The organism is Stutzerimonas decontaminans (assembly GCF_000661915.1).
In the GTDB taxonomy this organism is placed as follows: domain Bacteria; phylum Pseudomonadota; class Gammaproteobacteria; order Pseudomonadales; family Pseudomonadaceae; genus Stutzerimonas; species Stutzerimonas decontaminans.
Genome location: NZ_CP007509.1, coordinates 3,827,059 through 3,840,088, shown reverse-complemented (window position 1 = coordinate 3,840,088; position 13,030 = coordinate 3,827,059). Strand labels below are relative to the sequence as shown.

The 13,030-nt window shown below is 59.0% G+C and carries 16 protein-coding genes; 14 read left to right on the top strand and 2 right to left on the bottom strand.

All coding sequences use genetic code 11. The annotated features are described in order from the left end of the window. The first annotated feature begins 143 nt into the window (after positions 1 to 143). The 14 genes from rpsH to UIB01_RS17695 all read left to right on the top strand — a co-directional run bounded on the left by rpsH (position 144) and on the right by UIB01_RS17695 (position 8,684). Complete coding sequence (gene rpsH / locus UIB01_RS17760; protein WP_003293036.1) at positions 144 to 536, top strand: 30S ribosomal protein S8; 393 nt, start codon at positions 144 to 146, stop codon at positions 534 to 536. Positions 537 to 549: 13 nt separating this feature from the next. Continuing rightward, on the top strand, positions 550 to 1,083 hold the full coding sequence (rplF, locus tag UIB01_RS17755) for a 50S ribosomal protein L6 (protein ID WP_014821628.1): 534 nt from the start codon (positions 550 to 552) through the stop codon (positions 1,081 to 1,083). Positions 1,084 to 1,093: 10 nt separating this feature from the next. Then, positions 1,094 to 1,444: a 50S ribosomal protein L18 gene (gene rplR, locus UIB01_RS17750; RefSeq protein WP_003281822.1), complete on the top strand. Its 351-nt coding sequence runs from the start codon at positions 1,094 to 1,096 to the stop codon at positions 1,442 to 1,444. A 3-nt stretch (positions 1,445 to 1,447) separates the two neighbouring features. After that, a complete protein-coding gene (gene rpsE / locus UIB01_RS17745) occupies positions 1,448 to 1,948 on the top strand; it encodes a 30S ribosomal protein S5 (protein WP_003304059.1) in 501 nt (166 codons plus the stop codon). Between the two features lie 2 nt (positions 1,949 to 1,950). After that, positions 1,951 to 2,130 (top strand): 50S ribosomal protein L30, encoded by a 180-nt coding sequence (gene rpmD, locus UIB01_RS17740; protein ID WP_003281818.1) that lies wholly within the window; start codon positions 1,951 to 1,953, stop codon positions 2,128 to 2,130. 3 nt (positions 2,131 to 2,133) lie between these two features. Beyond that, a complete protein-coding gene (gene rplO / locus UIB01_RS17735; RefSeq protein WP_038663361.1) occupies positions 2,134 to 2,568 on the top strand; it encodes a 50S ribosomal protein L15 in 435 nt (144 codons plus the stop codon). Then, positions 2,569 to 3,897, top strand: coding sequence for a preprotein translocase subunit SecY (gene secY, locus UIB01_RS17730; RefSeq protein ID WP_038663358.1), 1,329 nt, complete (start codon positions 2,569 to 2,571; stop codon positions 3,895 to 3,897). A 29-nt stretch (positions 3,898 to 3,926) separates the two neighbouring features. Next, the gene (rpmJ, locus tag UIB01_RS17725) at positions 3,927 to 4,043 is read left to right on the top strand and encodes a 50S ribosomal protein L36 (RefSeq protein WP_003281814.1); all 117 of its coding nucleotides are present in this window, start codon (positions 3,927 to 3,929) and stop codon (positions 4,041 to 4,043) included. A 129-nt stretch (positions 4,044 to 4,172) separates the two neighbouring features. Continuing rightward, positions 4,173 to 4,529 (top strand): 30S ribosomal protein S13, encoded by a 357-nt coding sequence (gene rpsM / locus UIB01_RS17720; protein WP_003289190.1) that lies wholly within the window; start codon positions 4,173 to 4,175, stop codon positions 4,527 to 4,529. A 30-nt stretch (positions 4,530 to 4,559) separates the two neighbouring features. Continuing rightward, positions 4,560 to 4,949, top strand: coding sequence for a 30S ribosomal protein S11 (gene rpsK, locus UIB01_RS17715; RefSeq protein WP_003281811.1), 390 nt, complete (start codon positions 4,560 to 4,562; stop codon positions 4,947 to 4,949). 17 nt (positions 4,950 to 4,966) lie between these two features. Further along, on the top strand, positions 4,967 to 5,587 hold the full coding sequence (gene rpsD / locus UIB01_RS17710) for a 30S ribosomal protein S4 (protein WP_003293044.1): 621 nt from the start codon (positions 4,967 to 4,969) through the stop codon (positions 5,585 to 5,587). A 22-nt stretch (positions 5,588 to 5,609) separates the two neighbouring features. Then, entirely contained in the window at positions 5,610 to 6,611 is a 1,002-nt protein-coding gene (locus UIB01_RS17705; RefSeq protein WP_014821626.1) for a DNA-directed RNA polymerase subunit alpha, read from the top strand. A gap of 45 nt (positions 6,612 to 6,656) precedes the next feature. After that, complete coding sequence (rplQ, locus tag UIB01_RS17700) at positions 6,657 to 7,043, top strand: 50S ribosomal protein L17 (RefSeq protein WP_003304056.1); 387 nt, start codon at positions 6,657 to 6,659, stop codon at positions 7,041 to 7,043. Between the two features lie 180 nt (positions 7,044 to 7,223). Next, complete coding sequence (locus UIB01_RS17695; protein WP_038663355.1) at positions 7,224 to 8,684, top strand: catalase; 1,461 nt, start codon at positions 7,224 to 7,226, stop codon at positions 8,682 to 8,684. A 67-nt stretch (positions 8,685 to 8,751) separates the two neighbouring features. Here the strand turns inward: UIB01_RS17695 and UIB01_RS17690 are convergent, their stop codons facing one another. Both UIB01_RS17690 and uvrA read right to left on the bottom strand, forming a co-directional pair. Beyond that, positions 8,752 to 10,017 carry a M14 family zinc carboxypeptidase gene (locus UIB01_RS17690; protein ID WP_038663353.1) on the bottom strand — a complete coding sequence of 422 codons (1,266 nt, stop codon included), beginning with the start codon at positions 10,015 to 10,017 and terminating at the stop codon, positions 8,752 to 8,754. Between the two features lie 98 nt (positions 10,018 to 10,115). Continuing rightward, positions 10,116 to 12,959 carry an excinuclease ABC subunit UvrA gene (gene uvrA / locus UIB01_RS17685; protein ID WP_038663351.1) on the bottom strand — a complete coding sequence of 948 codons (2,844 nt, stop codon included), beginning with the start codon at positions 12,957 to 12,959 and terminating at the stop codon, positions 10,116 to 10,118. Positions 12,960 to 13,030 lie beyond the last annotated feature (71 nt).

Genomic DNA, 13,030 nt, shown 5'->3' with positions numbered 1-13,030 from the left:
TCAAGCCCCATATGGGGCTTGATTCGTTTATGGCAACTCTCTAGAATGCCCGGCTCGCCTGAGCCTCGCGTTTTTGTAGGGCTTGCCCATTGGCGACACGAGCCGTCCAAGGCTTATTTTTTTGTATTAGGAGCTAAGAGCCCATGAGTATGCAGGACCCGTTAGCGGACATGCTAACTCGTATCCGTAATGCCCAGATGGCCGAAAAGTCCGTCGTAAGCATGCCGTCTTCCACTCTGAAGGTGGCTGTGGCCAACGTTCTTCAGGGTGAAGGCTATATCGCGGGATACCAGGTCAGTGGCGACGCCAAGCCGCAACTGTCCATCGAGCTGAAGTATTTCGAAGGCCGTCCGGTCATCGAGGAACTCAAGCGCGTAAGCCGTCCTGGCCTTCGCCAGTACAAATCCGTTGATCAGTTGCCGAAAGTTCGCGGCGGTCTGGGTGTTTCGATCGTGTCCACCAATAAGGGTGTGATGACTGATCGGGCTGCTCGCGCTGCTGGCGTTGGCGGCGAAGTGCTCTGCACTGTGTTCTAAGGGGGGGATAAGCATGTCTCGCGTTGCTAAGAACCCCGTCAAGCTGCCAGCTGGCGTCGAAATCAAGATGTCCGGTCAGCAGCTTTCGGTGAAGGGCGCAAAAGGCGCTCTCGAACTGAATGTTCATCCGTCCGTGGAAGTAATCCAGGAGTCTGGTGAGCTGCGTTTTGCTGGCCGTAATGGCGATCAGCAAACTCGCGCCATGGCTGGTACTACCCGTGCTCTGGTCAATAACATGGTGATTGGCGTCAGCCAGGGCTTCGAGCGCAAGCTCCAGCTGGTTGGTGTTGGTTACAAGGCGCAAGCCAAAGGTCAAGTGCTGTCCCTGGCTCTCGGTTTCTCGCATCCGGTGGATTACGAACTGCCGCAAGGCGTTACCGCTGAGACCCCCAGCCAGACCGATATCCTGATCAAGGGTGTCGACAAGCAACTGGTCGGTCAGGTGGCTGCTGAAATCCGCGACTTCCGTCGTCCTGAGCCTTACAAGGGCAAGGGTGTGCGGTACTCGGATGAAGTAGTCCGTCGCAAAGAAGCTAAGAAGAAGTAGGGCATAGCAAATGAGCGTAAAGAAAGAAACTCGTCTGCGTCGCGCTCGCAAGGCACGCCTGAAGATGCGCGAGCTGGAAACCGTACGCCTCTGCGTGTACCGCTCTTCCCAGCACATCTACGCCCAGGTCCTTTCGGCCGACGGCGGCAAGGTCCTGGCCAGCGCCTCGACTCTGGACAAAGAACTGCGTGACGCTGCTACTGGCAACGTCGACGCTGCCAAGAAGGTCGGTCAGCTGGTCGCTGAGCGCGCGAAAGCCGCAGGTGTCACCCAGGTGGCGTTCGACCGTTCTGGCTTCAAGTACCACGGTCGTGTGAAGGCACTGGCTGATGCTGCTCGTGAAGGCGGGCTGGAGTTCTAAGTTATGGCAAATAACGAGCAAAAGCGCGACGAAGGCTACATCGAGAAGCTGGTTCAAGTTAACCGCGTCGCAAAAACTGTTAAAGGTGGTCGTATCTTCACCTTCACCGCACTGACTGTGGTGGGTGATGGCAAGGGTCGCGTCGGCTTCGGTCGTGGCAAGTCCCGTGAAGTTCCGGCTGCTATTCAGAAGGCCATGGAGGCGGCTCGCCGCAACATGATCCAGGTCGACCTTAACGGCACGACTCTGCAGTACGCTACCAAGGCTGCGCATGGCGCGTCCAAGGTCTACATGCAGCCTGCCTCTGAAGGTACTGGCGTCATCGCTGGTGGTGCCATGCGCGCCATTCTGGAAGTTGCCGGTGTGCAAAACGTCCTGGCCAAGTGCTACGGCTCTACCAACCCGGTAAACGTGGTTCACGCCACTTTCAAGGGATTGAAGGCGATGCAGTCGCCTGAGTCGATTGCTGCCAAGCGTGGCAAGAGCGTCGAGGAGATTTCCTGATCATGGCTAATACCGTAAAGGTCACGCTGATCAAGAGTGTCAGCGGTCGTATCCCCAATCACAAGCTGTGCGTCAAGGGCCTCGGCCTGCGTCGCATTGGTCACACCGTTGAGGTTCAGGATACTCCTGAGAATCGCGGCATGATCAACAAGGCTTACTACATGCTCCGTGTGGAGGGCTAAGCCATGCAACTGAACGATCTGCGTTCTGCGCCGGGTGCCCGTCGCGAAAAGCTGCGTCCTGGTCGTGGCATCGGTAGCGGCCTGGGTAAGACCGGTGGCCGTGGTCACAAGGGTCAAACTTCCCGTTCCGGCGGCAAGATTGCTCCAGGCTTCGAGGGCGGTCAGCAGCCTCTGCATCGTCGTCTACCGAAGTTCGGCTTCGTTTCGCTGAAAGCCATGGATCGCGCAGAAGTGCGTACCTCCGAACTGGCGAAGGTGGAAGGTGATGTTGTCACCGTACAGAGCCTGAAAGATGCCAACATCATCAATCAGAACGTGCAGCGTGTAAAAGTCATGCTGTCGGGCGAGGTTGGTCGTGCGGTCACTCTCAAGGGCATCGCAGCCACCAAAGGTGCGCGTGCGGCTATCGAAGCAGCTGGCGGCAAGTTCGAGGAATAAATGGCTAAGCAAGGTGCTCTCTCCGCGCTGAGTAATGGTGGTCTGTCCGAACTCTGGGCTCGTCTGCGCTTTCTGTTCATGGCGATCATCGTCTACCGGATTGGCGCGCACATCCCCGTTCCCGGGATCAATCCCGATCGGCTGGCCGAGCTGTTTCGTCAGAACGAGGGGACCATCCTTAGCTTGTTCAACATGTTTTCCGGCGGTGCGCTGGAGCGCATGAGCATTTTTGCGTTGGGGATCATGCCGTACATTTCGGCATCGATCATCATGCAGCTCATGACCGCTGTCAGCCCACAGCTGGAGCAGTTGAAGAAAGAAGGTGAGGCTGGGCGACGCAAGATCAGTCAGTACACGCGTTACGGTACGCTGGTCCTGGCAATCGTTCAGGCTGTTGGGATGTCGGTCGGGCTGGCGGGGCAAGGTGTCGCGTTCAGCAATGACTTCGGCTTCTACTTCGTAGCCATCACTACCTTCGTCTCCGGCGCGATGTTCATGATGTGGCTGGGTGAGCAGATCACCGAGCGGGGCGTCGGCAACGGTATCTCGATGTTGATCTTCGCTGGTATTGTCGCCGGCTTGCCTGGCGCGCTCGGTCAATCGTTCGAGTCGGCTCGCCAGGGTGATATTAATATCATCGCTCTGCTCGCTGTAGGGCTGTTGGCTGTTGCAATCATCGGCTTCGTGGTCTTTATCGAGCGTGGGCAGCGTCGCATTGCGGTGCACTACGCGAAGCGTCAGCAGGGTCGTAAGGTCTTCGCTGCGCAAACAAGTCACTTGCCGTTGAAGGTGAATATGGCGGGCGTGATCCCGGCCATCTTCGCCAGCAGCATCCTGTTGTTCCCTGCCTCTCTGGGGCAGTGGTTCGGTCAGTCCGAGAACATGGGGTGGTTGGCTGATATTTCGCAGTCGATCGCTCCAGGGCAGCCGTTGAATATCTTGCTGTTCAGTGCTGGGATCATTTTCTTCTGCTTCTTCTATACGGCATTGATGTTCAATCCGAAGGATGTGGCGGAGAATCTGAAGAAGTCCGGTGCGTTTATTCCCGGGATTCGTCCTGGTGAGCAGTCGGCGCGCTACATCGATGGTGTGCTGACTCGTTTGACCATGTTCGGCGCCCTGTACATGACGGCTGTCTGCCTGCTGCCACAGTTCCTTGTGGTTGCAGCCAATGTGCCGTTCTACCTTGGTGGGACCTCGTTGCTGATCGTTGTTGTGGTTGTCATGGACTTCATGTCCCAAGTGCAGTCACACCTCATGTCGCACCAGTACGATTCCCTGATGAAGAAAGCCAACCTGAAGGGCTACGGCAGCGGAATGCTCCGCTGAGGTGGTTCGTAAGGTTCTAGGAGTTGGTGATGAAAGTTCGTGCATCGGTTAAGAAGCTGTGCCGTAACTGCAAGATCATCCGTCGCGACGGTGTCGTGCGCGTGATCTGCAGCGCAGAACCGCGTCACAAGCAGCGCCAAGGCTGATTGTGTAAGGCGTTATAACCCGGCAGCTAGTGCGCTGCCGGGTTGAATATTTGTTATTACAGCGTTAATATCTCGCGCCCTTTTCTTGGCTTCCGGGGCGTAGGTAGCTGTCAATTGGAGTTTCACTGAATGGCCCGTATTGCAGGCGTCAACATTCCGGATAACAAGCACACTGTTATCTCGCTGACCTACATCTACGGTGTTGGTCGCACCCGTGCGCAGGAAATCTGTGCCGCTACCGGTGTGAATCCGGCAGCAAAGATCAAGGATCTTTCCGACGAGCAGGTCGAACTGCTGCGTGGCGAAGTCGGCAAGTTCATCGTTGAGGGCGACCTGCGTCGCGAAGTCAACATGAAAATCAAGCGCTTGATGGACCTGGGTTGCTATCGCGGCCTGCGTCATCGTCGTGGTCTACCGGTTCGCGGTCAGCGTACCAAGACCAACGCACGTACCCGTAAGGGCCCGCGCAAGCCGATCCGCAAGTAATCGCGTTAGCGAATCGACAGGAATTTAGTCATGGCAAAACCTGCTGCTCGTCCTCGTAAAAAAGTCAAAAAGACAGTGGTTGATGGGATCGCCCACATCCACGCGTCTTTCAACAACACTATCGTGACCATCACCGATCGTCAGGGCAATGCGTTGTCCTGGGCTACCTCCGGTGGTTCCGGTTTCCGCGGCTCGCGTAAGAGCACTCCGTTCGCTGCCCAGATCGCTGCAGAGCGTGCAGGTCAGGCTGCTCTGGAGTATGGCCTGAAGAACCTCGACGTTAACGTCAAGGGCCCAGGTCCGGGTCGTGAGTCCGCTGTGCGTGCTTTGAACGCATGTGGTTATAAAATCGCCAGCATCACCGACGTGACGCCTATCCCGCATAACGGGTGCCGTCCGCCGAAGAAGCGTCGCGTGTAATCAGGAGACAGTGAAGAATGGCTCGTTATATTGGTCCCAAGTGCAAACTGTCTCGTCGTGAAGGCACCGATCTCTTCCTGAAGAGTGGTGCGCGCGCGCTCGAATCGAAGTGCAATATCGAAACCCCTCCGGGTGTTCACGGTCAACGTCGCGGACGTCTGTCCGACTACGGCACCCAGCTGCGTGAAAAGCAGAAAGTACGTCGCATCTACGGTGTGCTGGAGCGTCAGTTCAGCGGTTACTACAAGGAAGCAGCCAGCCGTAAGGGCGCTACCGGTGAGAACCTGCTGCAGCTGCTCGAGTGCCGTCTGGACAACGTCGTGTACCGCATGGGCTTCGGCTCTACTCGTGCCGAATCGCGTCAGCTGGTCTCGCACAAGTCAATCAGCGTCAACGGTCAGACCGTGAACATCCCGTCTTACCAGGTCAAGGCCGGTGACGTCGTGGCTGTTCGTGAGAAGTGCCGTAACCAGCTGCGTATCGCCCAGGCCCTCGAACTGTGCGCTCAGCGCGGTCGCGTTGAATGGGTCGAAGTAGATGCCGACAAGAAATCCGGTGTTTTCAAAAATGTTCCGGCTCGCAGCGATCTGTCCGCCGACATCAACGAAAACCTGATTGTCGAGCTCTACTCCAAGTAAGGGCTAGAAAATAGGTGTATCCATGCAGAGTTCGGTAAATGAGTTCCTGACCCCCCGCCATATCGATGTGCAGGTGGTCAGTCCGACCCGTGCCAAGATCACTCTCGAGCCCCTCGAGCGTGGTTTTGGCCACACCCTGGGCAACGCGCTGCGTCGTATCCTGTTGTCCTCCATGCCCGGCTGCGCTGTGGTCGAGGCTGAGATCGACGGTGTGCTCCACGAGTACAGCGCCATCGAGGGCGTGCAGGAAGATGTCATCGAAATCCTGCTCAACCTCAAAGGTATCGCCATCAAGCTGCACGGCCGTGATGAAGTGACCTTGAGCCTGGTGAAGAAGGGCGCGGGCGCTGTTACCGCTGCCGATATCCAGCTGGATCACGATGTCGAAATCGTCAATGGCGATCACCTGATCGCCAATCTGGCGGCCAACGGCTCGCTCAACATGAAGCTCAAGGTCGCTCGCGGCCGTGGTTACGAGCCTGCTGATGCGCGTCAGAGCGATGAGGACGAAAGCCGTAGCATCGGTCGTCTGCAGCTCGACGCCACCTTCAGTCCGGTTCGTCGTGTGGCTTATGTGGTCGAGAATGCTCGTGTCGAGCAGCGCACCAACCTGGACAAACTGGTCATTGACCTGGAAACCAACGGTACTCTGGATCCCGAAGAGGCGATCCGTCGTGCAGCGACCATCCTGCAACAGCAGCTGGCTGCGTTCGTCGACCTGAAGGGAGACAGCGAGCCAGTAGTTATCGAGCAGGAAGACGAGATCGATCCGATCCTGTTGCGTCCGGTTGATGACCTGGAGCTGACCGTACGTTCGGCCAACTGCCTGAAAGCGGAAAACATCTACTACATTGGTGATCTGATTCAACGCACCGAAGTAGAGCTGTTGAAAACGCCGAATCTGGGCAAGAAATCCCTGACTGAAATCAAGGATGTTCTGGCTTCGCGTGGTTTGTCCCTCGGTATGCGTCTGGATAACTGGCCGCCGGCAAGTCTCAAGAAGGACGATAAGGCCACTGCCTGATCGCCCCCAGTAACCGAACTGAACGTTTGGTAAGGAATTTCAATCATGCGTCATCGTAAAAGTGGCCGTCACCTGAGCCGCACCAGCGCCCACCGCAAGGCCATGTTCCAGAACATGGCGGTGTCACTGTTCGAGCACGAACTGATCAAGACCACCCTGCCCAAGGCCAAGGAACTGCGTCGCGTTGCCGAGCCGCTGATCACCCTGGCCAAAGAGGACAGCGTCGCCAACCGTCGTCTGGCTTTCGATCGTACTCGTTCGAAAGCTGCTGTCGGCAAGCTGTTCAACGATCTGGGCAAGCGCTACGCCACCCGCCAGGGCGGTTATCTGCGCATTCTCAAGTGCGGCTTCCGCGCTGGGGACAACGCTCCTATGGCCTACGTCGAACTGGTTGACCGTCCGGTCACCGGTGAGGTCGAAGCCGCCGAGTAAAATCGGTTGCGTTAAAAAAACCGAGCCGTTTGGCTCGGTTTTTTTATGCCTGAGAGATTTCCTCTATGGAAGCCTTTGACCTTCATCATTAGTCGGCGTTGCGCTTGCTTCCTATGATGGCACTCAACTAGCCAGTGCTCACTGAGACGCTGGAGCCATTGAATGCCAAGGAGTAGCAATATGACTGACAAGCCGAAGCTGACGACCGTTGCCGGTGCGCCGGTGCCCGAGAACCAGAATTCGATGACGGCGGGGCGCCGGGGGCCAATGTTGCTTCAGGACGTTTGGTTTCTGGAGAAGCTCGCTCATTTCGACCGCGAGGTGATTCCGGAGCGTCGTATGCACGCGAAAGGCTCCGGCGCGTTTGGCGAGTTTGTCGTCACCCATGACATCACCCGCTACACCAAGGCTGCGTTGTTCTCCGAGGTTGGGAAGCGCACTCCGCTGTTTGCGCGCTTCTCTACTGTTGCCGGCGAGCGCGGTGCGGCCGACGCCGAGCGTGACATTCGCGGCTATGCATTGAAGTTCTACACGGAACAAGGCAACTGGGACATGGTGGGTAACAACACCCCGGTTTTCTTCTTCCGTGATCCGCTGAAATTCCCCGACCTCAATCACGCCGTCAAGCGCGATCCGCGTACCAACATGCGCAGTGCCAACAACAACTGGGACTTCTGGACGGGGCTGCCCGAGGCCTTGCACCAGATCACCTACGTCATGGGCGATCGCGGCATTCCAGCGTCTTACCGTCATATGCACGGTTTCGGTTCGCACACCTACAGCTTCATCAGCCCGAACAACGAGCGCTTCTGGGTTAAGTTCCACTTCCGTACCCAGCAGGGCATCAAGAACCTCACCGACGCCGAGGCAGCGGCCATCGTTGCAGGGGATCGCGAGAGTTCTCAGCGCGATCTGTTCGAAGCCATCGAGCGGGGCGACTACCCGCGCTGGACGATGTATGTGCAGGTTATGCCAGAAAGCGATGCCGCCAATGTGCCTTACCACCCCTTCGATCTGACCAAGGTCTGGCCGCACGGGGATTATCCATTGATCGAGGTGGGCTACTACGAGCTCAATCGCAATCCCGACAACTACTTCCAGGATGTCGAGCAGGCTGCGTTCACCCCGGCTAACGTTGTTCCTGGTATCAGCTTCTCGCCTGACCGGATGCTGCAGGGGCGCCTGTTCTCCTACGGTGATGCCCAGCGCTACCGTCTGGGCGTGAACCACCATCAGATTCCGGTCAATGCTCCACGTTGCCCTGTGCACAGCTACCATCGCGACGGAGCGATGCGCGTGGATGGCAATTACGGCGGGCGGCTGCATTACGAGCCGAACACCTATGGCGAGTGGCAGCAGCAGCCGGACTTCAGCGAGCCGCCGCTGGCACTCGAGGGCGCGGCGGATCGGTATGACTATCGTGCCGATGATGCTGACTACTTCACACAGCCGGGTAACCTGTTCCGTTTGATGAAGGCTGATGAGCAGCAGCGGCTATTCGAAAATACTGCGCGTTCGATGCAGGGAGTGGATCGTCACATCAAGATTCGCCACATTAGCCACTGCCTCCAGGCTGACCCGGCTTACGGTGCGGGAATTGCGGCAGCGTTGGACATTCCGCTGTTGGAAGTGCCGGCATAAGCGAGTCGGTAAGCTGGTAGATAGAACGCCCGCAGTGAGTGCTGCGGGCGTTTTCGTTTCGATGGTGCTATTCGTGCGGATTGCTCAGCGGTTTATCGCTTTCCTGTCCGGGCGGCAGGATACGATCGGCTTCTACCGGGTCGATTGTCGTCAGGCTGCCGTCAGCGGTTGCGACAAGCACGGCCTCGAGCATTTCACGAACGTTGTTGCGCAGCATGCCGACGGACTTTTGGCCGCGGCTATTCAGCCCGCCAATCTCCATCAGAATGCTGCCACCCAGTGGGCCCTCCTCACCGGCCGCTAGCCGCTCGCTACCCAGCAGGCCGTAGGCGTTGCGGGCGATGCCTGGGTCACCGCCGCCGCGGCGGATATCTCCGTTGGGGTGCTCGTAGTAGTAGTTGGTGATTTCCATGAACCCAAGCTGCTGAGAGCGCTGTTTCATCACAATGGCCAGTTGCTTTGATAGTGCTACCGCCTCCGGGGCGACGTCCGGGTGAGTTGGCCAAGTGATGGAGCCAGTCACCTCGCGTCCTGGGCGGTTTACTTCAGGGTTTACTTCCTCGAGTACGACCGCTGGGTTCTGGATGTGCACATCCACCATCCAGATGGGGCGATAACGGTCATAAATGCCGCGCACCGCTATCGCTTCGGGCACCGGGTTCTGTCCCGGGTTGAAGTGCCGTTCGCTGGCCAGGCCAGGATTGCAGCGTATCTGCGTGCTCTGGCTCCAGTCTGTCCAGTGGTAGCGGTTGATGTCGTAGCTGAATCGGCGTTGGCCGTCGGCATTGGTGTAGGCGGTCACGTTGGCGCCTAAGCGCTGGTCTAGCTTGGCGGGATCGGGGGTGCCATCGGCGCGAAGGCAGTCCGTACTGGTTTGCGGAGCGCTGAAGTCCATATTGCCGCGACTGAAGCGCTCGACGCCCTCCGGGTTGACCCTCGGCATGATCAACACCTGCAGATTGTCCAGCACCTGGCGGGACAGGGCGCCGCCCGAGGCGAGGCGCTGTATCAGGTGGACTGCCGCTTCGGTGCCGTGAGGTTCGTTGCCGTGCTGTTGGGTGATGATCATCACTGCCGGTTTGCTCGTAGCACCCAGCCTGGCCAACCAAATCGGCCGGCCTTCGTTGCTGCTACCGGCCTGCTCAAGTCGCAGGGCGTCCGGGAAGCGCCGTGAAAGTGCGTTGAGCTGATCGTAAAGTTGTGTGTTGCTCATGAACGCCTCCAGCGAGACGTTCTGCTCATCGGTGATCCAGGGGCCATTGGGTTGAGCGGCGGCGGCGAGACCGGGTAGCAGGCCGGCGCCAAGCAGGCAGGCAGCAAGCGCAATACGCATGAGGATTTCTCCTTGTCGGGCTGGGATGGTTCCGCCCAACTGCCCGGCTGGACCCGTAATGGACCCCGCTGCGCTTGCGCTTGTTGCCGAAACGGCGATCAACCTGCCGAGCGGTCGCGCTCGAGTAATGGTTTGAGAAAATGGCCGGTATGCGACTGGGCCATACCTGCCACCTCTTCTGGCGTGCCGCATGCGATGATCTGGCCACCCTTTGATCCGCCCTCCGGGCCGAGATCGACCAGCCAGTCGGCAGTCTTGACCACGTCGAGATTGTGCTCGATCACCACCACTGTATTGCCGTGATCGCGCAGGCGATGCAATACATCGAGTAATTGCTGAATGTCAGCGAAATGCAGGCCGGTGGTGGGTTCGTCGAGGATGTACAGCGTCTTGCCGGTATCGCGCTTGGACAGCTCGCGGGATAGCTTGACCCGCTGCGCCTCGCCGCCGGACAGCGTCGTCGCACTCTGCCCCAGCTTGATGTACGAAAGGCCCACATCCATCAGTGTCTGCAGCTTGCGCGCAACGGCGGGAACCGGATCGAAGAATTCGCGGGCTTCCTCGATGGTCATGTCGAGCACCTCGGTGATGCTCTTGCCCTTGTACTTCACCTCCAGCGTTTCGCGGTTGTAGCGCTTGCCCTTGCACACGTCGCAAGGTACGTAGATATCCGGCAGGAAGTGCATCTCCACCTTGATCACGCCATCGCCCTGGCAGGCTTCGCAGCGCCCGCCCTTGACGTTGAAAGAGAAGCGACCCGGACCATAGCCGCGCGAGCGTGCTTCCGGCACGCCAGCGAACAGCTCGCGAATCGGCGTGAACAGGCCGGTGTAGGTGGCAGGGTTGGAGCGCGGGGTGCGGCCGATCGGGCTCTGATCGATGTCGACCACCTTGTCCAGGTGCTGAAGGCCATCGAAGCTGTCGTGCGGGGCCACCTCCAGGGTCGTCGCCCCGTTGAGCGCCGTGGCGGTGATCGGGAACAGCGTGTTGTTGATCAGCGTCGACTTACCTGAACCCGACACGCCAGTGATGCAGGTGAGCAGGCCCACCGGGATTTCCAGGTCGACATTGCGCAGATTGTTGCCACGCGCGCCCTTGAGCTTGAGCAGCTTCTTCGGATCACGGCGGGTGCGTTCGGGTCGGTAGTTTATCTTGACCCGCCCAGAGAGGTACTTGCCGGTCAGCGAGTCCGGATGCGCCATCACCTCGTCCGGCGTGCCTTCGGCGACGATGCGGCCACCATGCACGCCGGCACCCGGCCCGATGTCCACCACATAGTCGGCAAGGCGGATCGCATCCTCGTCATGCTCCACCACGATCACCGTATTGCCGATGTCGCGCAGATGGCGAAGGGTGCTCAGTAGGCGTTCGTTGTCGCGCTGGTGCAGGCCGATTGAGGGCTCATCGAGGATGTACATCACCCCGACCAGGCCGGCGCCGATCTGGCTGGCCAGGCGGATACGCTGGGCTTCGCCGCCGGACAGGGTGTCGGCGCTGCGGTCGAGGGTCAGATAATCCAGGCCGACATTTACCAAGAACTGCAGGCGCTCGCGGATCTCTTTGAGAATCTTGTCCGCGATCTCGCCGCGTCGCCCGCTAAGCGAGAGGTCGCCGAAGTAGTCGGTGGCATCGCCGATGGGCATGGCCGTGACCGCCGGCAAGGTTCTGTCGCCGACCCAGACGTGGCGAGCCTCACGACGCAGGCGCGTACCGCGACAGTCCGGGCAGGGCTGGGTGCTGAGGTACTTGGCCAGTTCTTCGCGCACCGAATTGGATTCGGTCTCGCGGTAGCGGCGTTCCAGGTTGGGAATGATGCCTTCGAACGGGTGTGAGCGTTTGACGATGTCGCCGCGGTCGTTGAGGTAGCGAAACTCGACGTTCTCGCGTCCGCTGCCGCGCAGGATGGACTTCTGGTGATCGGCTGCCAGCGAGTCGAAAGGCTCGTCGAGACTGAAGCCGTAATGCGACGCCAGGGAGCCGAGCATCTGGAAATAATAGACGTTGCGCCGATCCCAACCGCGAATGGCGCCTTCGGCCAGGGTCAGCTCGCCATTGACTAGGCGCTTGGCGTCGAAGAACTGCTTCACGCCCAGGCCGTCACAGGTCGGGCAGGCGCCAGCCGGGTTATTGAAGGAGAACAGCTTGGGTTCAAGCTCGCTGATCGAGTGGCCGCAGATCGGGCAGGCGAAGCGCGCGGAGAAGATCATCTCTTCGCTTTCATCGTCCTCTTCCATGGAAGCAACCAGCGCGATGCCATCGGCCAGCTTCAGCGCGGTCTCGAAGGACTCGGCCAGGCGTTGCTGCAGGTCACTGCGGACCTTGAAGCGGTCGACCACCACATCGATCGAGTGCTTCTTCTGCTTGTCGAGCTTGGGTAGCTCGTCCAGTTCGTACAGCCGCCCGTTGATGCGGGCGCGCACGAAACCCTGGGCGCGCAATTCGTCGAACACGGCCAGGTGCTCGCCCTTGCGTTCGCGGATGACCGGCGCCAGCAGCATCAGCTTGCGGCCTTCGGGCAGTGCCAGCACCTGATCGACCATCTGACTGACCGTCTGCGCTTCCAGCGGAGCATCGTGGTCTGGACAGCGCGGCGTGCCGACCCGCGCGTAGAGCAGACGCAAGTAGTCGTAGATCTCGGTGATGGTGCCCACGGTGGAGCGCGGGTTGTGCGAGGTCGATTTCTGCTCGATGGAGATCGCCGGGGAGAGCCCCTCGATGGTGTCGACGTCGGGCTTTTCCATCATCGAGAGGAACTGGCGCGCATACGCCGAAAGCGATTCGACGTAACGGCGCTGGCCTTCTGCGTAGAGAGTGTCGAATGCCAACGATGATTTGCCAGAACCGGACAAGCCGGTGATGACGATCAGCTTGTCGCGCGGCAGGGTGAGGTCGATGTTCTTCAGGTTGTGGGTGCGGGCCCCACGAATCAGAATCTTGTCCAAAACAGCCTCGCGTGGCGGGCGGAAACCCGAAAGTATACGGCCGGGGTGATAGTCGCGGCAAAACCGCGCGC

Coding starts and splice junctions, on each gene's coding strand:
- rpsH (WP_003293036.1), top strand. CDS start 144: ATGAGTATGCAGGACCCGTTAGCGGACATGCTAACTCGTATCCGTAAT.
- rplF (WP_014821628.1), top strand. CDS start 550: ATGTCTCGCGTTGCTAAGAACCCCGTCAAGCTGCCAGCTGGCGTCGAA.
- rplR (WP_003281822.1), top strand. CDS start 1,094: ATGAGCGTAAAGAAAGAAACTCGTCTGCGTCGCGCTCGCAAGGCACGC.
- rpsE (WP_003304059.1), top strand. CDS start 1,448: ATGGCAAATAACGAGCAAAAGCGCGACGAAGGCTACATCGAGAAGCTG.
- rpmD (WP_003281818.1), top strand. CDS start 1,951: ATGGCTAATACCGTAAAGGTCACGCTGATCAAGAGTGTCAGCGGTCGT.
- rplO (WP_038663361.1), top strand. CDS start 2,134: ATGCAACTGAACGATCTGCGTTCTGCGCCGGGTGCCCGTCGCGAAAAG.
- secY (WP_038663358.1), top strand. CDS start 2,569: ATGGCTAAGCAAGGTGCTCTCTCCGCGCTGAGTAATGGTGGTCTGTCC.
- rpmJ (WP_003281814.1), top strand. CDS start 3,927: ATGAAAGTTCGTGCATCGGTTAAGAAGCTGTGCCGTAACTGCAAGATC.
- rpsM (WP_003289190.1), top strand. CDS start 4,173: ATGGCCCGTATTGCAGGCGTCAACATTCCGGATAACAAGCACACTGTT.
- rpsK (WP_003281811.1), top strand. CDS start 4,560: ATGGCAAAACCTGCTGCTCGTCCTCGTAAAAAAGTCAAAAAGACAGTG.
- rpsD (WP_003293044.1), top strand. CDS start 4,967: ATGGCTCGTTATATTGGTCCCAAGTGCAAACTGTCTCGTCGTGAAGGC.
- UIB01_RS17705 (WP_014821626.1), top strand. CDS start 5,610: ATGCAGAGTTCGGTAAATGAGTTCCTGACCCCCCGCCATATCGATGTG.
- rplQ (WP_003304056.1), top strand. CDS start 6,657: ATGCGTCATCGTAAAAGTGGCCGTCACCTGAGCCGCACCAGCGCCCAC.
- UIB01_RS17695 (WP_038663355.1), top strand. CDS start 7,224: ATGACTGACAAGCCGAAGCTGACGACCGTTGCCGGTGCGCCGGTGCCC.
- UIB01_RS17690 (WP_038663353.1), bottom strand. CDS start 10,017: ATGCGTATTGCGCTTGCTGCCTGCCTGCTTGGCGCCGGCCTGCTACCC.